This window comes from Lysinibacillus sp. LZ02 (assembly GCF_050613145.1).
Taxonomy (GTDB): Bacteria; Bacillota; Bacilli; order Bacillales_A; family Planococcaceae; genus Lysinibacillus_B.
The window spans coordinates 212,778-239,495 of the sequence record NZ_CP192507.1 but is presented as its reverse complement, the minus strand read 5'-3'; the positions used below and the strand labels follow the sequence as shown (position 1 = coordinate 239,495).

Below are 26,718 nucleotides of genomic sequence, written 5' to 3'. Positions count from 1 at the left end.
CTATCTTTATTTTAATGTATCGGTAATTTTTTCTAATGTCCCATTATCAACTGGTCCAACAATTCGTTCTACAACACGTCCCTGTTGATCTAGAATATACGTAGTCGGAATGGATAAAATATTATATAGCGTTCCTACTTCATCTTGTTCATCTAATAAAATCGGATATGTTACGCCATAATCATAGACAAACTGCTCCAGTACTTCTATTCCATCATCACGCTTTGTTAAATTCACACCTAATAATACAACGTCCTCTGTACTATTCTCATGAAACGACTGCAAGTGGGGCATCTCTGCTTTACACGGTGGACACCATGTAGCAAAGAAATTAAGTACTACGATTTTTCCCTCATAATCAGATAAAGATACCGTCTCCCCGCTAAGTGACTGTAGTGTAAAATCTCGTTGGTCTCCTGCTACCTTCGTTGGCTCCGGCAACGTTTGCTGCATCACAATTGCCACCATCGATAGTACAAGGACCTGTACAATGAAAGAGCTCAGTTGTTGCTTATACTTTAGCAATCCATATATCACTATAACACCTAGTACATACGTGATGACCGTTATACTATTCCATTCCGTTGCAAGCTGTAGGAAAAAGGCCGTTAGCACGCTTGCTACCATCGTTGGCTTCCACCACCAAAATACGAACAACGCTACCCCAAGTAGTACGATGAGCATATCCTTTACGAATAAAGCCTGAAAGAAAAATATGAAGGCAAATAGCTTCCCCCATACTTTTAAAAAGTCCTCATCTACTATACGTTTTCGGTATAATTGGACTGCCCCGACAATAACGCCTAGTATATGCCCTATGTACCCACCATGAAAGTACAGTACCGATAACGGTGCAGCAATAAAGGCTGAAAAAGATAGTGGAATATAACTTAACTTCCATACAAGCACGTATGTAAAGACGGCATCATTTAATGCTTTTATTTGCAAGTCTTTTCTATATAACAGTGATAATACGAGTAAAGCAGCCACTACGCTAATCCATAATGCCGGCACGGTTGCATTCCCTATAGTAATATATGACACCCCTTCTCCCCTCCTCTTTTATCAGTTTATAATATGCTAAAGCTTATATCGATGAAAAAGGGGATTTCACTAGCTATACGCCTATGAATCCCCTCTAGTATTCTATACAAAAAGATTTTATTCCTTGATTATTTATTTATCCATCAATAAATATTGCTCCTGCGGTGGTCGCAGAAGTTCTGTCTAAAATAAAATATCCGCCCAAATTTTAATAGCAGTTGCAGCAATCATGAGTGCTAAAATAATTTGTAGCACTTTTGTATTCATTGTTTTACCCGCTTTTGCCCCAAGTGGAGCGGCTAAAATACTGGCGATAATCATGATGAAGGCAGGCCAGTAATCCACTTGCCCCGTCATTAATTTCCCCACGCTACCACCGATAGATGAGATAAATGTTACCGCTAAACTTGTAGCAATCGTCATACGTGTCGGGATGTGTAAAACCGTCAACATAATCGGCACTAGTAAAAATCCACCTGCTGCCCCAACAATCCCAGAACCAACTCCGACAATTAATGCTAAACCTGCTGCTAATGGTTTATTAAACGTGACTTCGTTTAATGGCTTATCATCTACTTGTTTTTTCGGTATAAACATCATCACTGCTGCGATTAATGCAAGCGTACCATAAACGATATTCACGGCCTCTTCCGATAAAAATCCAGAACCATAACTACCGATGAAGCTACCAACTAAAATCGCTCCACCCATGTAAATAATTAATTGCTTATTTAAATAACCACCTTTGCGGTAAGCCCACACACCTGCAATAGAGGCGAATAATACTTGCACTGCACTAATCCCCGATACTTCATGTGCTGTAAATGCTGCTAAACCGAACATCGGTGGAATATAGAGCAGCATTGGATATTTAATAATCGACCCTCCGACACCTAGCATCCCTGATAAAAATGAACCAATAAACCCTAGGCCGAAGATGACGAGGATATACGTAATTGAGAAATCCATCTCTATTCCTTCTTTCTAATAGAAATAGCGAGTAAACAAGTTACCCGCTATTTGGTTTAATTATGCTTTTTGAATGTAGAAGTAAAGCACGCCTGCTTCTTCTTTTTGTTCTAAAATTGTGTGTCCACCAGCTTGTGCCCATGCCGTGAAGTCATTTAATGCACCTTTGTCTGTTACTAATACTTCTAATACTTCACCAGAGTTAATTGTATCGATAGCCTTTTTTGTTTTCACGATTGGCATTGGACATGCGAAGCCTTTTGCATCTAACGTTTTTGTAATATTCATAGTAAATTCCTCTTTTCTTTGATTTTGTAAGCGATTTTCAATTTTGCCCATCAGGACAGTTGCTTGCCTCTTGAGCATGAGGCAAGCATACGTATAACATTTCATGAGGCAATCATCTCATAACTTTTTAATTAACGTACTGCACAGCGGTTCGAGGCCGACACGATGTCGGTCACATATCCGTTGCCGCACAGGTGCGGCGATATTAGGATATATTCCTCTGTTACTTATCGAACTGCGCAGCGGTTCGGTCCAATCTCCATTTCCGTTTGCTCGTCATTGTCTGGTGTAATTTTACCCATGTTCACTTGACGGATTTGTTGGTACGCATTTGGTTGTGGTGGTAAATTGTCTGTTACTGTGCGACGGAATTCTTCTTCATCCTCGATGTTTAAGCCGTGGTTTTCAGCGAATAAGTCACCTAAACGTTTTGAAACTGTACCATCCACGTTTAACTCTTCAATAATCATGAAGTGTGCTGGTAAAACGACTAAGTCTTCTGCTAGCTCACGGTAACGCTTATAAAGTGTTTCACGTAAATCACCAACCCAATCCTCTGCTAAACCAGCTAAGTCTGGGCGACCAATTGAATCGATAAATAAAATGTCACCTGTTAATAAATATTTTGAATCGATCACGAATGAAGTAGAACCGATTGTATGACCTGGTGAGTAAAGAGCGCCTACTTCAATTTCTGATGCCCCAAGTTGTACCGTTAAACCATCTGTTAATGCTGTGTATTCGAACACAACTTCTTCTGCATCTTTTGGTGGTAAGTAGTATGTTGCGCCTGTTTCAGCTGCAATGTGACGACCACCTGAGATGTGATCCGCATGTAAGTGTGTATCAAATACGTGCGTAATTTTCACACCTTTTTCCTCAGCAAATTTTGTGAATACTTCTGTGAAACGTACCGCATCGATAATTGCCGCTTCGCCTTCGTTAATAGCCATGTAAGAAAGACAGCCTTTACCTAAGCGAACGAATTGATATAATTCACCGCCACCAGCTAAGTCACCCACTTTGATTGGCTCAAGGTACATGGACCAAGATTTCATACCGCCTTCTAAATACGCTACTTCACGTCCTGCATCTGATAGCATTTCCGCTACCATAATAGATGAACCTTCTTTTGCACATACAACTAATACTTCTTTATCTGCTGGAATCTTTGGTAAGATTTCTTCCACACCGTCTAATAATTCGAAGTAAGGAATGTTGAAATACTCAAATTTATGCCCATCAATCTTCCAATCTTCAAATGCATCTGCATTACGAACGTCTAAAATAAATAACTCTTTATTGTCGATTACTTTACGTGCAACATCTGCTGCTGTCCATTTGTTTACTGTCATCTCAAATTACCCCCGTAGGTATTATTTTTTCGATTTTTTTGCAGTGAGGGGCTACCTCACTGCTCTTAGTATGCCTAAATCCATTCAGAAAAATTTATTTATTAGAACGTTAACGTTGGTGCTGCATCTTTTGCATATTCTAGGAATGTTACAGCGCCACCCACTTCAATACCATCAACAAAATCTTCCGTTGTCAGACCCATTACATCCATTGTCATTTGACAAGCGATGAATTTTACACCTAATTCTTGTGCCATTTCTACTAGTTGTGGAATTGCCGGTACGTTTGCTTTAGCAAATCCTTCTGCAAAATGTTCTTTTCCTGCTGGCATCTCTAATGCTTGCATGCCTTGTTTATGAATTAAGTTTAAACCTTCGAATGTAAAGAAGATGGCTACTTCTTTTTCAGAAGCGGCTGCTGCCGTTGCAATATTGAATACTTTATAAGCGTCGAACATGCCACCGTTTGCGGCAATAATAGCTACTTTATTTGACATAATTAGCTTCCCCCTAATTGATTAAATATTTTTTTCTACTTCACTGTTCCACTCGCTCATACCTGGTAAAACATTGTATACTTTTTTGAAACCTGCATTGGCAAGCATTTGTGCAGCCATATCAGAGCGTGTACCTGTGCGGCAAATCACGTAAATCTCTTGATCCATATCTAATTCCTTCATGCGGGCTTCTAATTCACCCATTGGAATCGATTTTGCGCCCGGTACGTGACCAAAAGCATATTCTGCTGCTTCGCGAACATCTAAAATGATTCCTTCTCGAGACGTAATTTCATCGTTTGAAATCGTTTGTTCAAATTTTTTCTCTGCTTCTGCGGCATTTTCAGGATTGCACTTACGAATGTAGTGATATAACACATCGCCCTCTTCGTGCGTCCCAATATATTGGTGCCCCACTGTATTTGCCCAAGCTGAAATATCCGCTTTTGAACCTTTATCCGTTGCCTGTACTTCTAATACTTGCCCTTCGACTAAATCGTTCATCGCTTTTTTCGTACGAACGATTGGCATCGGACAAGCAAGACCTTTTGCATCTAACTGTACATCCGCTTTAATCATTGATTCATCCTCCATACTATATAGGGTATTATTTTCTTCAAAAAAAATTTTTTTATACTTACTGAAAGAAGTTAAATAAATAAGTTTACATTTCCGTCTTCGGCATCTGCTAAATATGCCGCTACACCTGCATACTCTACACCGTCTAACAGCTCTTCTTGTTGTAGACCTAATAAGTCCATCGTCATCGTACAACATACCAGTTTAATCTCTTGCTCTTGTGCCATCTCAATTAATTGCGTTAATGTTAAAGCGCTATGCTTTGCCATAACGTGCTTAATCATTTTTGGTCCCATGCCCATCATTTGCATTTTAGATAGACCGAGCTTTTCAGCACCTTGTGGCATCATCTTGCCGAACATCTTTTCAAGGAAACCTTTTTTCACTTGAACAGGCTCTTGCTTTCGCAGTGCATTGATACCCCAGAATGTATGGAAAATCGTCACTTCATGGTCATAGGCTGCAGCACCATTGGCAATAATATAGGCCGCCATCGCCTTATCATAATCCCCACTAAATAACACTATCGTCGTTCTTTTCTTTTCCATTTCGCTCTCCTTTATACCTTATAGGGTATTATTTTATCGAAAATAAATAGCCGCTATCTTTGCGACTTTTATTATTGTTCTGCCTTACATCACCTACTATATACCCTATCAGGTATATTGTCAACACAATTGTTCAAATTAAATTCCGCCCTTATATACAGCGTAATTTTATGATTGAAACAAGTCATACACATTATTTTTATCATTTTTACTTCACAAATAAAAGGTTATTTTCTTATATAATTAGAAAAGATTTGAAATATGTATACATAGAGGTATGAGAAATGAAAACAACGGTTAAACAAAAATTATTTTTATCCTTTGGCGTCGTACTTGGATTAATGTTGATTATTTCTACCATTTCCCTATATTTTCTAAATAACAATAAAGCAACGTTAACAGATATCCAAAAGGACTCTGAATTAATCACGCTCTACGACGATATTTCATTCCAAGCGGTTCGTGCCAATGCAGCCATTCGCGGCTATATGTTATACGGCAATGATCAGATGTTATCGAATCACTATGAAATCCGTCAAACATTACATCAATCAGCTGATCGCATTGATGAATTAGGCTATGGTAACGCAGATTACGATCAATTCATTATTCAATTAACGGAGTGGGAAACAGCGATTGATAATGAAATCATTCCTACCTACCAAGCGGGGGATACAGACAAAGCGTATGCGATATCGGTTCCTATATTGGGACAAGGTTCACAAAATTTAGTTGTATTTGGAAAATCCATGTCGACCGCTGTAAATGAAGAATTACTAACGAAAATTGGAGATACAACAGCACGTAGCAATACGATCATCCTACAAATCGGTGTACTGGCATTATTATCTCTCATTATCGGTATTGCCATTTCTTCCATTTTTGGTCGCCGTGTAGCCCAAAACGTCAATACTTTATCTGATAAAATGAGGGAATTTGCACAGGGGAATTTAAATACAGAGCTGTCATTCAAAACAAAAGATGAATTTGCAAGCTTAGCATCCTCATTTAATCAAATGGGAACAGATTTAACGTTTTCAATGAAAGGCATTAGCAATGCTTCTGAGCAAGTCGCTGCAACATCTCAGGAATTAACAGCCAGTAGCTATGAAGTAACACAATCAACAGAACTTGTGACGAATGCTATGCAAGAAATCACTTCAAAAATTGAACAGCAAGATCACTATACAAAAGACCTGAAGCATTTATCTGAGCATATCGTAAAGAAGATGGAAGATATTACAACAAGCATTCATTCTGTTAATGAATCTACTTCGAATACCCAAACATTATCAAACGAAAGCTATCATTCTATTGATGCCGTCACAACACAAATGGATACCATTTCGGAAAATACACAATTACTTAATTCACGTATTTCCGACTTAGATGAAAATGCAGAGGCGATTACGACCGCCGTTCAAGTGATTAAATCGATTGCGGAGCAAACAAATTTACTCGCATTAAACGCAGCAATTGAAGCGGCTCGTAGTGGAGAACACGGGAAAGGATTTGCGGTTGTAGCGGAGGAAGTGCGGAAATTAGCCGATGAATCCCATGTGGCAGCCATTCAAATCGAAAAAGTGGTCGCACAAATTACGGAAAGCACGCGCTTAATTGAAGAAGATATTACGGAGAATAGCCAATCTGTTGATGTAGGGTTAGAAAAAGTCTCCACTGCACGTACAAACTTCATTTCCATTAGTGACGCTATTCATAACGTAACAGAACAAACAGCAGCTGTTACAAAAGCGGTACAAGTTATTTATACAGATGTCGAATCGCTTGTAAAAGAAATTGATTTAATTGCAAAACTGTCCATTGAATCAAATGAAAATGTACAAAGCATTGCTGCTGCCTCTGAAGAGCAAATGGCAGCGATGGAGGAAGTATCGGCCTCATCATCTCACCTTGCAAAAATGGCACAAGACTTACAACAAACGATTCAGCAGTTTAAATATTAATAAAGGTTCCGTCTGAAAAAAGATATTTTGAGACGAAACCTTGCAACCACTGAAGGAGGTGTCCGGAAAGTTTTTACTTTCTGGACACCTCTTCTTCCTCTTCAAATATTACTGTTTACGGCTCTACCTTAAACCAACCCGGCACATTGGTAATCATGGCCCAAAGCAGCGCTGGGATATCCAGCTCCTTTTCTTTACTACGGTATAGTGCCGGATAAATTTTATCTTGCTGCCCACTTTCAGCCTTTTGATACCATTCCGGATCCATAATCATTGCATGCCCGAGTGATACGAGAGGCACTAGTGTCAGGGCTTCTTCTACTTGTTCTACCGTTTGTAAGCCCCCAACACCAATGATCGGAATTCGATTCCCTACTGCTTCTTGAATTAATTGGATGCGCCCGCGCGGATCTTGCGCATCCCGCATAGAGCCCGCCTGAAATTGGTTAATCGATACGTGAAGATAATCGATTTCTTTATCAGCTAACGCATTGATAAATAATAACGTGTCGTCCATCGTAATTCCTGGCTCTTCGCGTTCTTCTGGGCTAAAACGATAACCTATGGCAAAAGGCTTTGTTGCATATTTAGCGACGGTTTCTTTTATAGCATCTACGACAGCTAATGGAAATACCATACGAGCCTTCACGTCCCCTCCCCACTGATCTGTTCGACGATTCGAATGTGGCGAGAAAAATTGTTGCAGTAAATACGTGTTCGCTCCGTGTAGCTCAATGCCATCAAATCCAGCCTCAATCGCACGGCGCGTCGCCTCTGCAAAATCGTCAATCGTCGTTTCTATTTCTGCTAAAGTTAATGGCCTTGGCGTTTCTGCATTCGGGCGTAAAGCAGGGATATTACTCGCTGAAACCGGTTGCGTTCCAAGTAATGTAGCGTTTGACATACGCCCCGCATGAAAAATTTGTAAAATAGCGCGTGCACCACCAGCTTGGATGGCCTGTGCTAAACGCTTTAAGCTGGGAAGACGCTCGTCAGACTCTGCACCAATGGAATGTGTAAAGCCTAATGCTAAATCATTAATAGAAGCACACGCCGTAATCACTGTGCCAACGCCTCTAGCACGGCGATTATAATACATTAATTCCTCTTCGGTTACATCCCCATTTGCCTGTGAAGAAGAAATCGTCATCGGTGCCATGAGTACACGATTTTTTAATGTAAGACCGGAACGTAATGTAAATGGTTGTGTAAATTTCATCTAATCACCCCTTCTAAAAACGTTTAATCCTAGAAAATAGTATCTCTTCTCTAGTTAATGATGGTCCCTTCAAAATATTTCATGTTGTACAACGAACATACAACTAAAGTATTAACTTATTTTAAGGCACTAATCTAATGAAAAACGAGGGTGTCCACTTTCTAGACCCCTCGTTTGTAACAGTTTCGCCTCAAAATATCTTTTCAGACGGAACCGTTCGTTATTATTTAAAATTATATTGTGTCACAATCGGTTCGCGACCTGTTTGGACATCTGTGAAATATTCGTATAGGCAAATGCCAAGGAATGAACCGGAGACATTGACAACCTGATGCCAACCTGCGCCTTGTAGCGCCATCACCGCATTGTAACTACGCTGTGCAGAACGACAATGTACATAAACAGGCTGATCTTGTGGAATTTCATTCATGCGTTCACGTAATTGGCTAAGCGGGATATTCAGTGCGTCTTTCAGATGACCGTTAGCAAATTCATTTTCTTCACGTACATCGACAAATAGTGCACCTGCCTCGTAAAGTCCGCGTACTTGTGACACAGATACTTGACGGAAGCGACCAGCCATGATGTTATTCGCCACTAGCGCAGCTAGATTCACAACATCTTTTGCTGTACTAAACATCGGCGAATACGACAGCTCTAGCTCTTTTAAATCTTCAATCGTCCCGCCCATCGTAATGAGTGTTGCAATGACGTCAACCCGCTTATCCGCATTCCCTTTCCCAATTGCTTGCGCGCCTAAAATGCGACCAGTTGGCACTTCATACACTAATTTGAAATGCAGCGGATTACTCGTTGGCATTAACCCTACTTTATCTGGTGCAATGACATATACACTATCCACTTGGAAGCCTGCTTTTTTCGCTACTTCCTCTGTTAAGCCTGTAGCAGCACCATTTAAGTCAAATACTTGGATACTGGATGATCCAATGACCCCTTTATTGATATTTGCTATACCGTAAATATGATCCGCTGTTGCACGTGCTTGACGCTGTGCTGGACCGGCTAACGCTAAACGAACTGGTTTATGTAGTAAACGGTGATACACTTCGATTACATCGCCCACTGCATAAATATGTGGGTCACTTGTCACATAATTTTGATCGACTTTAATGCCACCAGATGTACCAATTTCTAACCCGGCTTCTTCAGCAAGCGTTGTTTCAGGGCGTACACCTATTGCTAATACAACGATGTCAGCCTTTACCTTTTTACCTGAAGCAAGTGTGACATCTTCTGCTGTAATACTTGCTAGCCCATCTCCAACGATGACCTGAACCCCTTTATCCATCATTTCCTTTTGTAAAATTTGCGCCATATCAAAATCAAACGGACGGAGAATTTGAGGAGCACTTTGTACAAGTGTTACGTTACGGCCAGCAAGGCATAAGTTTTCTGCTACCTCTACACCAATATATCCCCCACCGACAACCGCAATATGTTGTGCATCATTTTCTACGATTGCTTTTTGCAAGCGCTCGATATCGACAACGTTTCTTACCGTAAATACATGCTGTAGTGTTGCACCTTCTACACGTGGGACAATCGGCGCTGCCCCTGGCGATAATACTAATTTATCGTAAGTCTCATCGTATTCTTCTGTTGTGATAAGATTGCGCACGGTAATCGTTTTTTCTGCACGATTAATGCGGATCACTTCAGAATGAGTGCGCGCATCTAAATTATATTTCGATTTAAAAGAGTTTGGATTCATTAGCACTAGGCGATTACTACTTTCCACAACCCCACTTAAATGAAAGGGCAATGAACAGTTTGAAAATGATACGTGTGGTCCCTTTTCAAACATAATGACCTCTGCTTGTTCATCTAAACGGCGAATCCGTGCTGCCGTAGAAGCACCTCCTGCTACACCACCGACAATTAAAATTTTTTTACTCATCTCAAAAATCCTCCTTTGTCCTTCCCTCACCGAACACTTTATACCAATATAGTTATAATAAAAAATCATACTACTTTAATTGCATTGTAGCATGATTCATTCTCATTTTCTTGCCCTCTTCAATTTTCAGACTTCACTTGAAAGACTATATTCCTAGCTAAGTATAGGGATGTTTTATACTTCACCAACACTTATAAACCCTTAATTTAAAAGGACAAATAACACAAAAAACTCTAAATAATGTAACAAATATTACAACTTTATTAACCCTATACTTATAGTATTTATGGTATATATTAAATTAACTTAATTTACATTAAATTTACATTTAGGGGTTGTCAGTATGTCTATACGAACTAGGGGTTTGCTCTCATTTGTTTTTATTTTTTTAACACTGATTATTGTAGGGGTTGTTCAGTATAATAATGCGGATTCTCAAATGAAGCATCTTAAGGAAATCGAAAATACTACATTACAAACGACTTTTTTAACAGAGGAATTAAAATTAGCCGTCGTACAAGTCCAACAGTATTTAACAGACATTGGTGCTACACGGGGACAAGATGGATTAGATGACGGCTTCGAATTAGCTGAAAAACATAGCCAAATTGTTTATGAAAATCTAAATGATTTAAAAGAGCTACAGCCAGAAAATTCAAATCGACTAAATGAAATCGAAGAAGCCTTTAACGTTTACTATCAATCCGGAAGACAAATGGCACAAAATTATATTGATGGTGGGCCTGAACAAGGGAATAAAATTATGGGTGAATTTGATGCAACATCAATTGCTATTAATAAAATGGTCGATGAATTAAAACAGGAAAGTGTCGCTCAAACAACAAACGGTTTACAGGATATTCAACAACTACTTGATAACAATACAAACTTTTTTATCATGATGTTTTCATTTGTCATTTTAATCGGGATTATAATCGCTCTCTTATTAAGCCGTTCGATCATAAGCCCCCTACAACAAATTATTCATTCAACAGAGCAAATTGCTAAGGGTGATTTAGGGACATCTGTACGCTTAAATCGGAAAGATGAGCTTGGAAAATTAGCAGAAGCATTTGAAAAAATGCGCCTAGAGTTGCGTTTACTTATCACAAAAATTGATGACGCATCGGATAAAATGCTTTCTAATGCCTCGTTATTAACCCATAACACGGATGAAAATGTAGCAGCAACAGAAGATATTACAAAAGCAATGCAAGTAGTGTCAGAGGGAGCAGAATCTCAAGCAACTGATTTAGCACATTCCTCTAATTACTTAGAAGAAGTATCACAAGGCATACACGAAACAACAAAATCGGTTCAAAACGTAACCGACTTAAGCCTTCACGCAAAGGAAACGGCTCAGTCTGGTAATGCCGTTGTCCAACAAACACTGCAACAAATTCAGACGATTCAACAAACTGTTGATCATGCTAATAATGTCGTGTCTCACCTTGGCAATAAATCATCAGAGATTAACCAAATTATTTCAATCATCACCGATATAGCAGACCAAACGAATTTACTCGCTCTTAATGCAGCGATTGAATCAGCGAGAGCTGGAGAGCATGGCAAAGGCTTTGCCGTTGTCGCAGACGAAGTAAGAAAACTAGCAGAGCAATCGGCCCACTCTGCTAATGATATTCGATTATTAATCAATGAAATTCAAGTGGAAACAGAAAAAGCCATTCAATCTATGACAGGTGGTATAAAAGCCGTTGAAGTAGGTAGTAATCTTGCGATGAAAACGGGCGACGAATTCCAAAATATCACAAACATTATTGAAGAGATTTCTGGAAAAACGGTTGATGTGTTTGGTGTCGTGGAAGAAGTTAATACGAATACAGCAAGCATTGTAGAAACAATTAACCATATCTCCACAATATCTGACAGCTTAGCAACTAATGCACAGGAAGTTGCAGCAATCGCAACAGATCAATATGAATCATCCGTTGAAATTTCCACATCCGTTGCTCACCTAAACGATATGGCAAAAGACTTAAAAAATACGATTAGTGAATTTAAACTATAGAAAACGCCGCCCTAAATCATTTATGGTGAATTTTTACATTCCGTATAAAAGCGATCATAACAGCTTTTATACGGGATTATTTAGAGGTATATATCCTTACCCCCTCAACTATCATCAATATCTTTTAAAGAGCGTACCTTCTAAAACCTTTAAACTAGATAAATTTCTAATTTAGTTTATGTAATTTTTTTACTTAATTCTTTTGATTCATTTCTTATGTATCCCCTCTCTCTAAATATCAATAGTGTTATAATTGGATATTATTAGGAACGGAGGGCGTATAATGAAGAAATGGTTACATATTTTCGTCATCGGTATTGTGCTGTTAAGCTTTGCACCAACTTCTCAAGCAGCTACTCTACAGGATAATGACTCCTTTTATAAAACACAGGTTTTTCCTGATGTAAGTCCATCGGCATCTTACTACAAAGCCGTTCAGTGGGCGTACCATAATAAAATCATCTCAGGGTCTAACGGGAAATTTAACCCGACCGACACATTAAAAGAGGCACAATTTGCCAAAATGTTTGCAGAGTTTTTCCAGTTTCCTATGTCAACTCAACAAAACTCAAATGACTGGACTGCTACTTATTACAATCGGCTCATAGCTTATGATGTTCCTTTAAATGGCTATAATTCCACAACTGTTCGTAATCAACCGATTAATCGTGGACTAGTAGCGCGTATGATTGCGCATGCCTTAGGACAAAAATCCGATTTAGCGAGCGCCGTTACTTATTTAATGGAGACAGGTATTTCAACTGGACAAAATTTAAATGAAACAGATCCAGTAAAACGCTTTGGTGCCTCTAATACCTTAACACGTTCGCAAGCGGCTGCCTTTTTATATCGTATGTATGACAAAGGCTACGTTGAGCTAAAAGCGACAGCAACGAGTAATGCTGGAACGAACAATCCTACTAACTCAAAAGAATACTTTATGGGCGGTGCTGTTACAGCACGTGTAGTAAACAACGATTATAAAAGTTATGAATTAGAATTTGTTTCGGATAATCAAGTGATTGGTGGCTATTTAACAAAAGATGGGGCAACTTTTGAAGGATACACAATCGGTAGCGCTTTATCTGGCAATAAAAACGTCGAAAAAAATGGTAAAAAGATTGCCATCTTTGTAGATACGCACGCCAAAAATAAAATTGATGCGATTTATTGGACAGAAGATTCTAGTTCTGCAGATTTAAAATTAAAAGCTTTACAAAATGATACATCTGCAAAAAAATATGAGCAACTAGCACGTTTAATGGTGGAAATCACTAATGTTTCACGCGCAAAAGCTGGAGTTGCTACACTCACATACGATACGAAAGTAGCCGCCGTAGCAAAAGCGCACAGCGTAGATATGGTTACTAATAAGTATTTCGCTCATAATTCACTAAATGGCTCAACGCCTTTTGATCGTATGGAAGCAGCTGGACTTGATTATCGAACGGCTGGTGAAAACTTAGCAGATGGCCATTCAACCATTTTCCATGCACATAATGGTCTATTTAATTCACCTGGACACCGAAAAAATATTTTAAATAAAGAATTTAAACATGCCGGTGTAGGGATCGAAAATCGAACGTACACGATGAATTTCATCACATACTAAAAAAAGTCAGGTTATCTCCCTGTCTCATATGAACCATCCTTACGCATAAGGGTGGTTTTTTGTGTATCGGGGTTTTTTACGCGACTTTCTTATGGTTTTACGCGGGTTTGGGTAGGTTTTACGCGACTTTCCTACGGTTTTACGCGGGTTCGAAGCTCTTTTACGCGACTCTGCTATTTTATTTCCCTCTTTCGAATCGTCACGAGGTGCTAGACACGCTTTCAATTAAAAAAATTTATACTTTCTTATCTTTTAAAGCATAAAAACGCTGGCTACTCGCCAGCGTTTTCTTCTGTATTTAGTTCTTCGCTTACAAAATGTAAAATCATTGCTTCTTCCTCTTCCTCTAAAGCAAAGTCTAAAATTTCATTATTTGCTTTATCGATTAAAAAGTAATTCAACAGACGAATTTCTTCATCCTGCTGTGCAATGATGACACGTACTTCAATGCCTGCTTCCGAATATAGCTCGTCTTCTTCATCAATTTCGATGTCTAATAAAAATTCGTACCGCTTACCTTCAATAATATTCGTTGGATCTTTAATTTCTTCTACAGAAAAAGCTGTAATTTCCATGTTCGTCGCTCCTTATTTGCGAAATCTCTCCTCTTAATGATAAACAAAAAAATGTTGGCGTCAAATGAAGGCTTCTTTGCATGTGTGCGATACAATAGCGAGTAAAGGAGTGAAGCACATGAAAGACTTACTATATTATCAAGATGCGATGATCAAACAGTTTTCAGCAGACGTTGTCAAAACAGGCGCAGATGAGCAAGGGGCCTATGTTGTCCTATCCAATACAGCATTCTATCCAACTGGTGGCGGGCAACCCCATGATACGGGGTGGATTAATAATGTGGAAGTTCTAAACGTAGAAAAAGTGGACGAAGAAATTCGACATTACATACAAGAAGAGGCTACGTTAAGCGGCCGAGTGGAAGGAAAACTGAACTGGGTACGCCGGTTTGACCATATGCAGCAGCATACAGGGCAACATATTTTAACGGCTGCTTTTGTGGAGTTATTTGACTATCAAACAGTGAGCTTCCATTTAGGGACTGACCTCGTGACCATTGATTTAAATACAGTAGCCGTGACAGCCGAAGAGTTAGCCGCAGCGGAAAAACGCGCCAATGACATTATTTTAGAAAACCGTCCGATCGAAACAACGTGGGTAACAAAAGAAGAATTAGTACAATACAACTTACGAAAAGATGTCTCCGTCGATGAAGATATTCGTTTAGTCATTATTCCTGACTATGATTACAATGGCTGCGGTGGAACACACCCAACATCTACAGGCCAAGTACAAATGGTTAAAATTATGGAAATCGAAAAAATGAAAGCGAATATCCGTGTCCATTTCGTATGCGGCAACCGTGTATATGAACAACTAGCAATGCGAAAAACGGTACTAACGGATGTGGCACGTCAATTAAGCGTCCCTGAAAAAGAAGCAGGCGCTGCACTAACAAAACTGATGAAGGCAGCAAAGCAAACAGAAAAAGCGTTAGCAGAGACGCGCGATGCATTACTTGCTTTTGAAGCAAAAGAATTCGTTCATACAGGGGAAAGCATCATTGCCAAAACGTTTGAAAACCGCTCGATTCAGGAGCTTCAAAAGCTAGCACGTTATGTGACAACAGAAAAGCCAGATGTAATTGCACTCCTTGTAGCCAACAATGAAGACAAGCTCCAATTTGTTGCCGCGCGAGGTGCCAACATAGACGTGTCCATGAAATCTATTTCAACAGCAGCCCTTCCTAGCATTAACGGAAAAGGAGGCGGGAATGACGCACTCGTTCAAGGTGGCGGTGAGAAATTAATTACACCGGAACAACTATTAGAAGCAATGAAAAGCGCTCTATAAAGTCGGAAAACCTATTCAAAAAGGCTAGGTACCATCTGCTATGAAGCAATGGTGCCTGGCACTATATCCCTCTTAAAAACATCAAAATCCACCTAACATTTATACTTTTTATGTAAATATATGGTATAATCTTCGTAAAAATAATATGTAATGGAGGGAGAAAATGAACAAAGGTCCCGTTTTTAAAGTCTTGTGGCTAATGGGGTTAATCATACTAGCCTACGGAACTCATCAAGTTCTGAATGATGTTGAAAAGCAGGCCCATTCAGCTTTTAATCCAACAATCATTTATTGGGTAAAGGTTACATTTGATATTTTAATAGGATGCTATCTTTCTATTTTCTTTGTTCACTCTAAGAATGTTAAATTGAATAAACAATTACTCTATTTGATCTCTCTTCCCTGTTTAGTTCTTTCACTTCTATTTCCAATCATTTCTTCCTTATCCACTATAGATGTAATCGCTCAGTGGCTTAATAAAAGTAATATTCCATTTTATGAGCTCTATTTCATGAACATTTTTGGGATTGTAGGCGGATTAACATTCATTTTAAGTATATTCAGCGGTGGTAGTAAAAAACGAAAATAAGTATAACAGAGATGTAAATGACAGTTTGTCTGTTTGCTAATCAGAAAACCTATGAGTATTTCACGATGAAATACTCATAGGTTTTCTTGTTACTGTTCGTTTTGTTGTTGCATCATCATTTCCAGTTTGCCTGCATACGGCGGCATAATAAATGCCTCATACTCTGCGGGTACCGCTGTGAATACCGCGCGACTATGTGAAAACTCCTTAAAGCCATGAATGCCGTGATAGCTACCGATTCCCGAACTATTGACGCCACCGAACGGTAAATTTGGATGAGTATTGTGAGCAACAATGTCGTTTATCGTTACCCCTCCTGAAGATGTGCTTTGCAATATATGCTCTACTAACGCCGGTTGGTCGCTAAAAATATATAATGCTAGTGGCTTCGGATTTTGACGAATATACGCAAGTGGCTCCTCAATATCTGTATACGGTAAAACAAGCAATAACGGGCCAAAAATTTCTTCATGCAAAATGATCATATCTTCCGTCACATTCGTTAACAATGTTGGTTCGATACGACGTGTATCATCATCAAAATGACCACCTGTTAATACTTGTGCCCCCTTTTCCACTGCATCATTCAATAAGTTTTTCAATCGATTATAGTGTGCAGCGTTGACAATTTGTGTACGGTCTTCATTTTGAATCGTTCCATTTGCATCATAATATGCGCGATGCACATGCTGTTCAAAGTGTTGTGCAAACGCCTCAACATCTTCTTCATGTATACATACATAATCAGGTGAAATACAAATTTGACCACTATTAATCATTTTACCCCATGCTAATCGCATCGCTGTTCGCTCCAGGTCCACACCTTGATCAACGATAACCGGGGATTTTCCACCAAGCTCTAATGTAACAGACGCTAAATGCTTGGCCGCCGCCGCCATTACCAACTTTCCGATTTTTGTACCACCTGTAAAGCAAATATGATTGAAAGGAAGGTCTAATAACTCATTCGCAACGTCGGCGTCTCCGATGACGACAGCAATTTCCTGCTCATCAAATACGGAGGCAATAACTTTTTGCAATGTTTCACCAAAAGTCGGCGTATGTTCAGAAGGCTTTAAAATCGCACAGTTTCCTGCTGCGATTGCTTCTGCCAACGGATGAACCAATACCGTAAGCGGTGCATTCCATGTACCTAAAATACATACGACCCCTTTTGGCTCGTACATAATTTGTGCTTTTGTACCTGGTTGACTTTCCACAATGTCTGGTTTCATCCACTCTTCTACATTCGCTATAGCATATTCGATTGCGCCGATGACAGATGTCACTTCATTGACTACTTCAAACTGTGGCTTTTGCACATCTTGAATCGTCGCCACAACAATCTCCTGCATATTGTCTTTTAGTGCCTTCGCGAGTTTTCCGAGTGTCTCTTTACGTGTAGCTGAATTCGTTTTACGTACTTCCCATTGATACGCCTGTTGCTTTTGAAAAATTTCTTGTATGCGTGTTACCGTCGTTTGTTGCATAACAATACCCCTTCCAAATTTGAATTCACGGCTCTTGTAATCTCGTCTCCAACATCAACCCTCTATGTAAATATATTACATCAATATTCTAAATATTCAATCAAAAACTATTATTCTCTTATATTAAAAGATTCATTACCGTGCTTTACTCTAATCAATTTCATAATTCATTGTTCTTATTTCTTGATAAAAAACTATCTATGAAACTCTCTCATTTAACAATTTATTTTATTGCATGTTAAAATCAGGTCATCTATAATACCTCTATAGGTATGAAACAAAATGGAGGTACTATACATGAAAAAATGGTTATTCGCTATGATGGCTCTTTTTATATTAGCACTTGCTGCTTGCAGTAATGAGGAAGAAAGCTATGAAACGATTGCGCTCAATGAAGTCGAAGAAAAGATGAATGAAGGTTATGTTGTACTCGATGTACGTGAACCGAATGAATTTGCGGAAGGGCATATTCCATCCGCACAAAATAAACCGTTATCTGCCTTACAGCAAGAAGATTTCAGTGAACTGTCAAAAGAGGAAAAATACATCGTCATTTGCCGTAGTGGCAACCGTTCCCAAACAGCAAGTGACATTTTAACAACAGCAGGCTATGATGTGGTTAATGTATCCGAAGGGATGTCTAGTTGGACAGGGGATATCGAATAAAGCAACAGCGAGGGAGCCATCTCAAAGGTCCTTTCAAACGGCTCCTTCGCTTTTTTATTTCCGTGTCAACCATTCTTTCCGTAACATGCCGTAAACAACATGATCTACATAGTGATTGTATAGCCATTCTGCACTTCGGATCGTTCCTTCCTGTATAAACCCAAGCCGTTCCGGGATGGCACGACTTTTACGATTGCCTTCCGCCGCGTGAATTTCGACTTTATGCAAATCGTATTCAAATAGTGCAATATCGGCCATCGCTTTGACCGCGCGTGTCATAATCCCTCGCCCTTCATATTTTGAACCTAACATATAACCGAGCTGTGCTGTTTTATTTGCGTAGTTAATGACATTAATACTAACTTTCCCAACCATTTTCCCCTTATAAATAATCGCTGTATCCAACGCTTCGTTCTGGATAAACTTCTGTAAATTCATATCAATTACTTTACGTGTCACACTCATATCAGTAGAAAAGTCGAGCCAACCTAGCCACTCTCGCAAATGCTCACGATTTTCTTCTATTAAATCAAACACCTCTTCTGCATCCCGCTGTGTCACAAGCTTTAATGCTACTTCATCATCCACTCGATATGTAAACATGTCCGCTCCCCCTTATGTGAAAATAAAAATTCCCTACTTACATAGTAAATGATTATTTCTACCATTTTTAGACTATACATCGAATTAAAAATAAGAAAAAGCGTACCACTTTTGCGATACGCCCTCTTCTACCTATAGTTTAAACTGACTAACGGCTACACGTAGTTCCACAGCCATATTGTTTAATTGTTCCGCTTGCTTACCCATTTCCTCTACAGCTTCTCGTTGTGAGCCTGTCGATTTTGTTACTTCTTGAATATACTCTGTAGAAGCATTGGCTGTTGCGGCCATTTCCTCAATCGATGCGGTTACTTCCTCTGTATTGGCACTCATTTGCTGAGCAGAAGAACTTAGCTGTTCAATTTCACGTGTAATTTTCTCAACGGAATGGACAATTTCCTCAAATCGAGATTCTACTGAATGAATCGTCACTAATCCTCGTTGGACATTTTCTTCACCAGACTCTGCTGCCTTTACTGCTTCCGTCGTATATACTTGTACTTTGTGAATTAATGTATTAATTTGTGCAGCTGATTGTGCTGTTTGTTCAGATAGTTTTCGGACTTCCTCTGCTACGACTGCAAAGCCTTTTCCGGCATCGCCCGCACGAGCTGCTTCAATGGATGCATTCAGTGCAAGCAAGTTCGTTTGATCAGAAATATCCGTAATCATTTCCGAGATTAAGCCAATTTCTTTCGATTCATTTTCTAACTTTCGGATGACTTCAAGTTCAAGCGTTGTCCCTTGTTGAATGGCAGACATTTGTTGAATGGATTCGTTCACCGCTTGATGCCCACTATAAATTTGCTCTTCAATTTGTTGTGTATGCTCTGCCACTGTACTTGCTACTTCCGCCACCTGCTGTACACCTAGTGCCATCTGCTCCATCGCATAAGCACCTTCGTCCGCCATTGTAGACTGTGCTACGGAACCGCGCTCTACTTCTACAATCGCATTAGAAATAGTGCTCGTCATCTCTGTTACTTTGTTTACTTCACCCATCAACTCACAAGAACCTTCACTTACACTACTTGCATTGTCATTGACTTTTGAAATCATTTCTTTCATGCTACCAACCATTTTAGACAATGAACGCGCCAGTATCCCTAGCTCATCGCCTCTTTTGCGATAGCGCTTCGGTACCTCATGTTGAAAATCGCCTAACGCTAAATGTTCACTAATGTTCACAAGCTCTTTGATAGGCTTACTAATAGAACGTGATACAAAAATCGCAAAACCAATCGCAATCATTAAAAAAACAATCGTTGAAATGATTAAACTGCGTGTTAAATCGCTTAGTCCTTCAAGCATTTCGTTGCGGTCGGCTGTCACAGCCATTGCCCAACCATTATCTAACGTGTGATACCCAACCATTCGCTGATAACCCTCTGTATTTTCAAATTCAAAAAAGCCTTTTTTATTGGAAATAATTTCTTGGATGGCCGTTGCTTCGCCAGCCATCTCCCCTGTTTCTTCAGCCTGTGTAATGAAATTCACTTGATTTTTTACATACTCTCGATTTGCATGCCCTTGAATCATTCCTTCATCATTCACAATAAAGGCATAACCTGTCTCGCCAACATGAATTTCATCGACGACATCTGATAACACATAGCCGTCGATACGTGCTAATAAAAGCGCTTTTTCACCTGTTGCTGTATCAATCGGTGTAGCAATCATAATAACAGGTTCATTTGTCACACGGCTAATTAAAATATCTGACATCGCCGTCTCACCTTTGAATGCATTGATTACATAGTCACGGTCAGATAAATCAGCTGTTGTCCCGTCTGAATAATAGGAAGTACCATTTGCATCAATAATCCCGAATGCTAAATAGTCCGCTCTTTTTGCTATTTGCTCATTTAAATAGGCAAATTGTTCTTCCAAATTCATCTCTTTTAAGACATTTTGATCAGCAATTGATTCTACCTCTACAAATAAACGATTGAATACTTCTTCGATATAATGCGAAACATCTTTCGCTTTCCCAACTAGGTTTGTTTCTACTTGTTCTTGTAAGGCTGACGAACTATTAAAATAACTAGATATGCCAAGTGCTATACAAGTAGTAGCTAATAACACCGTAATAGCTGCTGTTAACTTGACACCAATACTTTTAAACTTCATAGCATTCTCCCTCAATCAAAATTTTATTTTTTATTTTTTCTGTAAATTTAGTATACATTTATACCTATAATATACAAATAACAGAAAGTAGTAAATGCCGTTTCATAAATAGGCGTTAGAAATAACTAGCTGATCTCCGCATGAAGTAATCCCTCATAGCTTATAAGGGGCATAATAAAAAGGAATGTCTGAGAAGCTAAAGCTTTCCAAAACATCCCTTTCTACGTATCATCAATAACTACTAAAATACTTTGCTCCTGCAGTAATACTATTCTCGTGACAAAGAGGGCATCCTACAATAATTACCGTGATTTTAGCTCTACGACAACGATTTCCGGCAAGTTGAATAATCGCTGCGGTACGAGGCTATTACCAAGTCCTCTACTGACGACCATCTTTGTCTCTTCTGCTTCATAAATGCCATTAGTATACGTTGGAAACCAACCTTGCCCTGGTGCAATAAGCCCGCCGATAAACGGTAAACGTACTTGACCACCATGTGCATGTCCCGTAAATGCAATATCTATTACATTCTCAACATATGTTTCGAATTTTTCTGGTCGATGCGACAGTAAAATTTTATATGAATTCGGATTGATTGTCGCCATCGCTTCATCTAGCATCTGTTGTGGCTCTTTGCCCATTAGCGGATCTTCAATCCCAATAATCGTTAAACGCTCCCCGTCGCGTTGTATTTCCAACGATTGATTCGGCAATATTTGTACGCCAAGACGCTCAAGCGCTTCGTAAATTTCTTCTACCTGATTTACCGCTACTTCATGATTGCCTAGTACATAATACACATCCGCAAATGTCACAAACTGCGCCACCGCATCCAAGCTATTTTGCAAATCATAGCGGCGACTATCGATTAAATCCCCTGTTAGAAAAATTGCATCTGGATTGGTAGCCCGTACTTTTTCAACAAGTCTTTGTTGGTTGTCGCCAAATGTTGCATCGTGCAAGTCGCTGATTTGCGTAATACGATAACCATCAAAAGCTTTTGGTAGCTTCTCCGATTCAACCACATGCTCCGTTACGACCAACAATTGATTATTGGCATATAAAAATAATAGAAAAACAACGACATAACACACTATCTTTACTAATTTTTTCACATCGACCGCTCGATTCTCATTCGTTTTAGGGTATATATATACCGCTACTATTAATGATATGCACATCCGCTGGAACATTCAAGTATAGAACACGTATACCGAATGATTGTCTTTCTAATCTCTTCCCGACAAATGAATGATAACGTTGATTTGCTACCTGAATAGTAGGTTCAATTTGCATATATTGAATCTCTTCTGCAGTAGCAGTTAACCTGAGGGAAAATGTATCATCCTCTAAATCTATTTCCGGTTGTTGTATATAGCTTGATAAATCAACCCCGTAATGTATATAAGGCGTTTCATAATATTTCACAACCACTTCTTTTACTTCAGAATCTCGATTTCTCTCTATCACAATGTCATAAAAAAGAGACTGATCCCGGATATCCAGTGTTAAAGTATCACCTTGCATTTCATAAACGAGTGTTTCCTTTACATATTGTTCATCTAACTTACTATAAGCTGCTCTATTTAGCTGTTCTTGGAAGGACCATTCATTTTCTTGCAGCACGTTTAGCTCTTCCTCTGCTAAAATCACAACATCCTGTTCAGATGTTGTTAATACAATCATCGCAATTATGCCCGCTACAATATATGTTCCTAGAAACCAGCCAATTCTTTTTGGCGTCCATATTTTCACTTTCATTAACAGCTTTCGAACGAGCCATATCGAAACACCCGCTATACAGCCAATTGTGATAAATAACATCCAAATACTCGTACTCATCGTCTGCTCACCTCCTGCAGATTACGAATATAAATGGCCACCCCATAAATCATTGTACTAATAATTAGGCATTTAAAAATAAGGGTCCACATACTTGTATTCGTTACTAGCGCTTCTTGTGCGGTAGGCGTGTTAGTTGCGATAAATACATACAATCCAATTACAATCAGTACCCCTATACTCGAGATGATCCATTTGTTCATCTGTAAAAAAGAACCAGCAAAGAAACCAGCAGCTGATACGATGACAAGTAAACTAAAAAATAAAAGAATTGTTTCTACTTCAACAACACGACCAATTAAAAATTGGGCGTCTGAATTTCTCAGACGATGCACTAAGGCGAATATATAAAACGAACTTAACGCTGTCCATGTAGCAATGAAACAAAGGACTAATTGGGTAATAACGGTCGAAATGGATGCAGTCAATCGCGTTGTGACAATACTAAAGTTTTCTTGTGTCATCTGCTTACTCGCAAGCATCGTACTAATAATAAATAATGTAAGCATGGAAAACATGAGTATACCGTCCAAACTATAACCTAAGATTGTTAGGCTTAAATGAGCAGAACCTAAACTTGAATAAGTTGTTCCATTTGAAAAAATAAGCGATGAGATGATTTGTATAGCAATGATTGTCATAAAAGCGGAACTATAGGAAGAAAGCTTCCATCTGACTTGATTCTTAATATTGTGCTTCATCGATACATTATTTAAAGACACGGTCGATGCCCTCCTTCTTCTCGCTCGTAATCAATTGGCATACTTCACTCGCCGACACATTTAACACAAATACACCTTTTGCTTGTAGTGCCTCAACATTAAGCGTTGCTGCTGGCACTACCACCTCATAAAATGGTGCTTCATCATGTACATGCAGTACTTCTAAGTTTTCGATAAACGGTGCAATTTGTGCTTGATCTCCTCGTAGTCTAACAGCAAATGTCTGGATTTCATCTAGCGGCGCATGTAGCTCTACTACTCCTCGGTGGATACATAAAATTTCTTCTATTAAATGCTCCATTTCGGATAAATAATGACTTGAAATGATGATTAGTCTCGGATAAGCAATATACTCCTTTAAAATTGCTCGGTAAAAATCTGTACGAATCGCTTCGTCCATACCGTTCATGGGTTCATCAAGTAGCGTAATTTTAGAACGAGTTGCTAGCCCATACACTAAGTTAAAAGTAGCCCGTTGCCCCGTCGATAATTGCTCATGATAGGCCTGAAGTGAGATATTCGCATAAGCAAGCAATTTTTCTGCTAAGTCTTGCTGCCAGTTTGGATAAAATGTTGCCCCCTGCTTTAAAATATCCGCCAGTGTAAATGGTGAAGGAAATGTTAGAGACTCTTCTATTAACACCGTATTTGATGCAACTTGTAAACTATTAAAAGGATTTTCACCTAATACCTCAATTTTACCCGCAGTTGGTTTTAAATGACCGGCAATTAAACGAAGCAGCGTCGATTTCCCTGTACCATTTCGACCGATTAATGCCATAATTTTTGGTTCATTAATTTGCAGAGAAATATTACTTAATACTGCACTCCTACGAAATTTCTTTTTGAGTTGTTCACAGTGAATCATGTACGTCACCCCTTTTGTTGTACTTTTTGAATCAAATCCATTAGCTCTTCGTCTGACACAGCTAACCTTCTTGCCTCTTGCACAACCTCTTCTACAAGCTGTGTTAATGTATGTGTCCTTCTCATCGCTAAAATTTTGTCTTTCGCATTTTCCACTACAAACATGCCAAGTCCCCTTTTCTTGTACAAGATGTCTTTTTCAAGCAAAATCGTTAAACCTTTTCCTGCTGTCGCTGGATTAATATTGAACATTTCTGCTAGTTGGTATTGCGAATAGACCTTGCCATCTGCTACGAGCCGATTGGCTAGTATTTCATTTTCAAGCCATTCTGCAATTTGGATATAAATCGGCGTTTGGCTATTCGAATTCAGAATCAAAGAGCCCCCTCCTTCCACGCAAATCAGTACATCAGTGTTGTAATGTACTATATATTATGCAACAATCTTTGTCAATTCCCCTCGTAATGTGGATAACTTTTCGCAAATTTTCTAAAACTTATCCACATTCTTTACTTCTCCACAATGTTATCCTCAAATTTGAGCGCTATCCACAAAGCTTGCCCTAAACCGCTCGTTACACGCTGAAAACTTATCCACAAAAAAGGGAGTGTCCGAGAAGTAATTCTGGGACACTCCCTTTGCGACCACCGCAGTAGCAATAGTTCTTAATAGATCATTATTTAACGTTTGAAGGAGGTGTTCTGAAAGTTTTTACTTTCAGAACACCTCCTTCGATTACATATCCGAACGCTTTTCTCGTTCCATTGCCAAGTCTTCTTCTACTGCTTTACACTCTTCGCTTGCATCCTGTCCAAATAATACCGGCTTTAACGCATCATCACCTGAGCCTTCTGCTAGCGGTACACGTGAACGGTAAGCCGCACGACAAACAAGGTGACCAGCGACGGGTGCCGTAATAAAGGTAAACACAATCCCTAAAATTAACCGAATACTGACAAATCCATCATGGCTCCAAAAATAAATAAATGCCCCGACTAAGCAACATAAAACAGAAAGTGTCGCACTTTTTGTAGCCGCATGAGAACGAGTATATACATCTGGTAACCTCAGCATCCCTAATGCACTAATGACACTCACAATTGCACCAAAAAACATTAATAGTACCGCAATCCATTCAATCGCTTGATTTTCGTTCAACGATAACGCCCCTTTCAATGTATTTGGAGAACGCAATCGTGCCAATAAACGCTAAAATGCCTAAAATTAAAATCGCCTCTAAAAATGCCTTTGTATTCAACACAATCGATACAATCGCAATGGCCGAAATCAAGTTCACACCAATCGTATCCAGTGCAATCGCTCTATCTGGCATCGATGGTCCCTTCACAACACGATATAATAATAGGGCAATAGCTACCATAAATAGCGCAAGCGACAGTAGCATTACTTTCTCAATCATTGCGTGTCACCTCCAATATCGCTCGTTCAAACTTGCCAATCGAACGCACAATTGAATCCTGGGCTTCTTCTAAATCCATTGCATGGATATAAAATAGATCGCCCTCTTCCGATACTTCCATTACGACGGAACCCGGTGTTAATGTGAGCAGTAACGCCAATGTTGTCACTTGCCAATCACCCTTAAGCTGTGTTTTGTATGTGAAAATACCAGGCGTAATCGTTAACTTCGGTGAAAGTACCCAGCGCAGCACAGACATGCTAGATAAAACGAGCTCTTGAATAAAAAGGAGGATAAGCTTTAGGATTTTTGCTACTCGCCGCAAATAAAAACGCGTCCCAAAGAAACGATGCATCGCATATAAAATAACGACCCCAACTAAAAAGCCAGCAACAAAATTGGAGAAATTGGCATTTGGATCATCTTTTAATAAAAACCATAATGCCGCAATAAATAAATTTAATATAAATTGTCCTAACATCCACTTCTCCTCCT

27 protein-coding genes are annotated in these 26,718 nt (G+C 39.2%); 6 read left to right on the top strand and 21 right to left on the bottom strand.

Translation table 11 applies throughout. From position 1 onward, the window contains the following. Nucleotides 1-6: 6 nt before the first annotated feature. From ACQQ2I_RS01110 to ACQQ2I_RS01080, 7 genes are all read right to left on the bottom strand, one after another. Complete coding sequence (locus ACQQ2I_RS01110) at nucleotides 7-1,044, bottom strand: TlpA family protein disulfide reductase (protein WP_431028722.1); 1,038 nt, start codon at nucleotides 1,042-1,044, stop codon at nucleotides 7-9. Nucleotides 1,045-1,227: 183 nt separating this feature from the next. Next, nucleotides 1,228-2,013: a sulfite exporter TauE/SafE family protein gene (locus tag ACQQ2I_RS01105; RefSeq protein ID WP_431028721.1), complete on the bottom strand. Its 786-nt coding sequence runs from the start codon at nucleotides 2,011-2,013 to the stop codon at nucleotides 1,228-1,230. 60 nt (nucleotides 2,014-2,073) lie between these two features. Next, a complete protein-coding gene (locus ACQQ2I_RS01100; RefSeq protein WP_431028720.1) occupies nucleotides 2,074-2,301 on the bottom strand; it encodes a sulfurtransferase TusA family protein in 228 nt (75 codons plus the stop codon). Nucleotides 2,302-2,528: 227 nt separating this feature from the next. Continuing rightward, nucleotides 2,529-3,656, bottom strand: a complete 1,128-nt coding sequence (locus ACQQ2I_RS01095; protein WP_431028719.1) for an MBL fold metallo-hydrolase — start codon at nucleotides 3,654-3,656, stop codon at nucleotides 2,529-2,531. A 101-nt stretch (nucleotides 3,657-3,757) separates the two neighbouring features. After that, nucleotides 3,758-4,153 carry a DsrE/DsrF/DrsH-like family protein gene (locus tag ACQQ2I_RS01090; protein WP_391372862.1) on the bottom strand — a complete coding sequence of 132 codons (396 nt, stop codon included), beginning with the start codon at nucleotides 4,151-4,153 and terminating at the stop codon, nucleotides 3,758-3,760. 21 nt (nucleotides 4,154-4,174) lie between these two features. Then, nucleotides 4,175-4,732 (bottom strand): sulfurtransferase TusA family protein, encoded by a 558-nt coding sequence (locus tag ACQQ2I_RS01085; protein ID WP_431028718.1) that lies wholly within the window; start codon nucleotides 4,730-4,732, stop codon nucleotides 4,175-4,177. Nucleotides 4,733-4,803: 71 nt separating this feature from the next. Beyond that, nucleotides 4,804-5,280, bottom strand: a complete 477-nt coding sequence (locus ACQQ2I_RS01080; RefSeq protein WP_431028717.1) for a DsrE/DsrF/DrsH-like family protein — start codon at nucleotides 5,278-5,280, stop codon at nucleotides 4,804-4,806. Nucleotides 5,281-5,564: 284 nt separating this feature from the next. Here ACQQ2I_RS01080 and ACQQ2I_RS01075 point away from each other — a divergent pair, with 284 nt between their 5' ends. Next, on the top strand, nucleotides 5,565-7,244 hold the full coding sequence (locus tag ACQQ2I_RS01075) for a methyl-accepting chemotaxis protein (RefSeq protein ID WP_431028716.1): 1,680 nt from the start codon (nucleotides 5,565-5,567) through the stop codon (nucleotides 7,242-7,244). 115 nt (nucleotides 7,245-7,359) lie between these two features. Here ACQQ2I_RS01075 and ACQQ2I_RS01070 read toward each other — a convergent pair whose 3' ends face one another. Together ACQQ2I_RS01070 and ACQQ2I_RS01065 are read right to left on the bottom strand one after the other, a co-directional pair. Beyond that, on the bottom strand, nucleotides 7,360-8,463 hold the full coding sequence (locus tag ACQQ2I_RS01070) for an NADH-dependent flavin oxidoreductase (protein WP_431028715.1): 1,104 nt from the start codon (nucleotides 8,461-8,463) through the stop codon (nucleotides 7,360-7,362). A 223-nt stretch (nucleotides 8,464-8,686) separates the two neighbouring features. Beyond that, nucleotides 8,687-10,381, bottom strand: a complete 1,695-nt coding sequence (locus ACQQ2I_RS01065) for an FAD-dependent oxidoreductase (RefSeq protein ID WP_431028714.1) — start codon at nucleotides 10,379-10,381, stop codon at nucleotides 8,687-8,689. A 343-nt stretch (nucleotides 10,382-10,724) separates the two neighbouring features. On the opposite strand from ACQQ2I_RS01065, the gene ACQQ2I_RS01060 reads away from it, so the two are divergent. Together ACQQ2I_RS01060 and ACQQ2I_RS01055 are read left to right on the top strand one after the other, a co-directional pair. After that, nucleotides 10,725-12,410, top strand: a complete 1,686-nt coding sequence (locus ACQQ2I_RS01060; RefSeq protein WP_431028712.1) for a methyl-accepting chemotaxis protein — start codon at nucleotides 10,725-10,727, stop codon at nucleotides 12,408-12,410. 283 nt (nucleotides 12,411-12,693) lie between these two features. Beyond that, nucleotides 12,694-14,022, top strand: a complete 1,329-nt coding sequence (locus ACQQ2I_RS01055) for a CAP domain-containing protein (protein ID WP_431028711.1) — start codon at nucleotides 12,694-12,696, stop codon at nucleotides 14,020-14,022. Between the two features lie 272 nt (nucleotides 14,023-14,294). Here ACQQ2I_RS01055 and ACQQ2I_RS01050 read toward each other — a convergent pair whose 3' ends face one another. Beyond that, nucleotides 14,295-14,597: a DUF6509 family protein gene (locus ACQQ2I_RS01050; protein WP_431028710.1), complete on the bottom strand. Its 303-nt coding sequence runs from the start codon at nucleotides 14,595-14,597 to the stop codon at nucleotides 14,295-14,297. A 64-nt stretch (nucleotides 14,598-14,661) separates the two neighbouring features. Between ACQQ2I_RS01050 and ACQQ2I_RS01045 the strand changes: the two genes are divergently transcribed. Then, nucleotides 14,662-15,891, top strand: a complete 1,230-nt coding sequence (locus tag ACQQ2I_RS01045) for an alanyl-tRNA editing protein (RefSeq protein WP_431028709.1) — start codon at nucleotides 14,662-14,664, stop codon at nucleotides 15,889-15,891. A gap of 163 nt (nucleotides 15,892-16,054) precedes the next feature. Beyond that, nucleotides 16,055-16,480 carry a hypothetical protein gene (locus ACQQ2I_RS01040; protein ID WP_431028708.1) on the top strand — a complete coding sequence of 142 codons (426 nt, stop codon included), beginning with the start codon at nucleotides 16,055-16,057 and terminating at the stop codon, nucleotides 16,478-16,480. An 89-nt stretch (nucleotides 16,481-16,569) separates the two neighbouring features. On the opposite strand, the gene ACQQ2I_RS01035 is transcribed toward ACQQ2I_RS01040, so the two are convergent. Then, nucleotides 16,570-17,970: an aldehyde dehydrogenase family protein gene (locus tag ACQQ2I_RS01035; RefSeq protein ID WP_431028707.1), complete on the bottom strand. Its 1,401-nt coding sequence runs from the start codon at nucleotides 17,968-17,970 to the stop codon at nucleotides 16,570-16,572. A 297-nt stretch (nucleotides 17,971-18,267) separates the two neighbouring features. Here ACQQ2I_RS01035 and ACQQ2I_RS01030 point away from each other — a divergent pair, with 297 nt between their 5' ends. After that, entirely contained in the window at nucleotides 18,268-18,636 is a 369-nt protein-coding gene (locus ACQQ2I_RS01030; RefSeq protein WP_431028706.1) for a rhodanese-like domain-containing protein, read from the top strand. A 54-nt stretch (nucleotides 18,637-18,690) separates the two neighbouring features. Here the strand turns inward: ACQQ2I_RS01030 and ACQQ2I_RS01025 are convergent, their stop codons facing one another. From ACQQ2I_RS01025 to ACQQ2I_RS00980, 10 genes are all read right to left on the bottom strand, one after another. Continuing rightward, complete coding sequence (locus tag ACQQ2I_RS01025; protein WP_431028704.1) at nucleotides 18,691-19,239, bottom strand: GNAT family N-acetyltransferase; 549 nt, start codon at nucleotides 19,237-19,239, stop codon at nucleotides 18,691-18,693. 132 nt (nucleotides 19,240-19,371) lie between these two features. Beyond that, nucleotides 19,372-21,369: a methyl-accepting chemotaxis protein gene (locus ACQQ2I_RS01020; protein WP_431028703.1), complete on the bottom strand. Its 1,998-nt coding sequence runs from the start codon at nucleotides 21,367-21,369 to the stop codon at nucleotides 19,372-19,374. 302 nt (nucleotides 21,370-21,671) lie between these two features. Further along, nucleotides 21,672-22,487, bottom strand: a complete 816-nt coding sequence (locus ACQQ2I_RS01015; RefSeq protein ID WP_431028702.1) for a metallophosphoesterase — start codon at nucleotides 22,485-22,487, stop codon at nucleotides 21,672-21,674. Between the two features lie 25 nt (nucleotides 22,488-22,512). Beyond that, complete coding sequence (locus ACQQ2I_RS01010; RefSeq protein WP_431028701.1) at nucleotides 22,513-23,214, bottom strand: hypothetical protein; 702 nt, start codon at nucleotides 23,212-23,214, stop codon at nucleotides 22,513-22,515. Next, nucleotides 23,211-23,936: a hypothetical protein gene (locus ACQQ2I_RS01005; RefSeq protein ID WP_431028700.1), complete on the bottom strand. Its 726-nt coding sequence runs from the start codon at nucleotides 23,934-23,936 to the stop codon at nucleotides 23,211-23,213. Before ACQQ2I_RS01005 ends, ACQQ2I_RS01010 begins: the two co-directional genes overlap by 4 nt. Continuing rightward, nucleotides 23,923-24,804: an ATP-binding cassette domain-containing protein gene (locus tag ACQQ2I_RS01000; RefSeq protein WP_431028699.1), complete on the bottom strand. Its 882-nt coding sequence runs from the start codon at nucleotides 24,802-24,804 to the stop codon at nucleotides 23,923-23,925. Before ACQQ2I_RS01000 ends, ACQQ2I_RS01005 begins: the two co-directional genes overlap by 14 nt. A gap of 5 nt (nucleotides 24,805-24,809) precedes the next feature. Then, entirely contained in the window at nucleotides 24,810-25,181 is a 372-nt protein-coding gene (locus tag ACQQ2I_RS00995; RefSeq protein ID WP_431028698.1) for a GntR family transcriptional regulator, read from the bottom strand. Nucleotides 25,182-25,538: 357 nt separating this feature from the next. Beyond that, nucleotides 25,539-25,961, bottom strand: coding sequence for a Na+/H+ antiporter subunit G (locus ACQQ2I_RS00990; protein WP_431028697.1), 423 nt, complete (start codon nucleotides 25,959-25,961; stop codon nucleotides 25,539-25,541). After that, a complete protein-coding gene (locus tag ACQQ2I_RS00985) occupies nucleotides 25,939-26,223 on the bottom strand; it encodes a Na(+)/H(+) antiporter subunit F1 (RefSeq protein ID WP_431028696.1) in 285 nt (94 codons plus the stop codon). Before ACQQ2I_RS00985 ends, ACQQ2I_RS00990 begins: the two co-directional genes overlap by 23 nt. Further along, entirely contained in the window at nucleotides 26,216-26,704 is a 489-nt protein-coding gene (locus ACQQ2I_RS00980) for a Na+/H+ antiporter subunit E (RefSeq protein WP_431028695.1), read from the bottom strand. Before ACQQ2I_RS00980 ends, ACQQ2I_RS00985 begins: the two co-directional genes overlap by 8 nt. Nucleotides 26,705-26,718 lie beyond the last annotated feature (14 nt).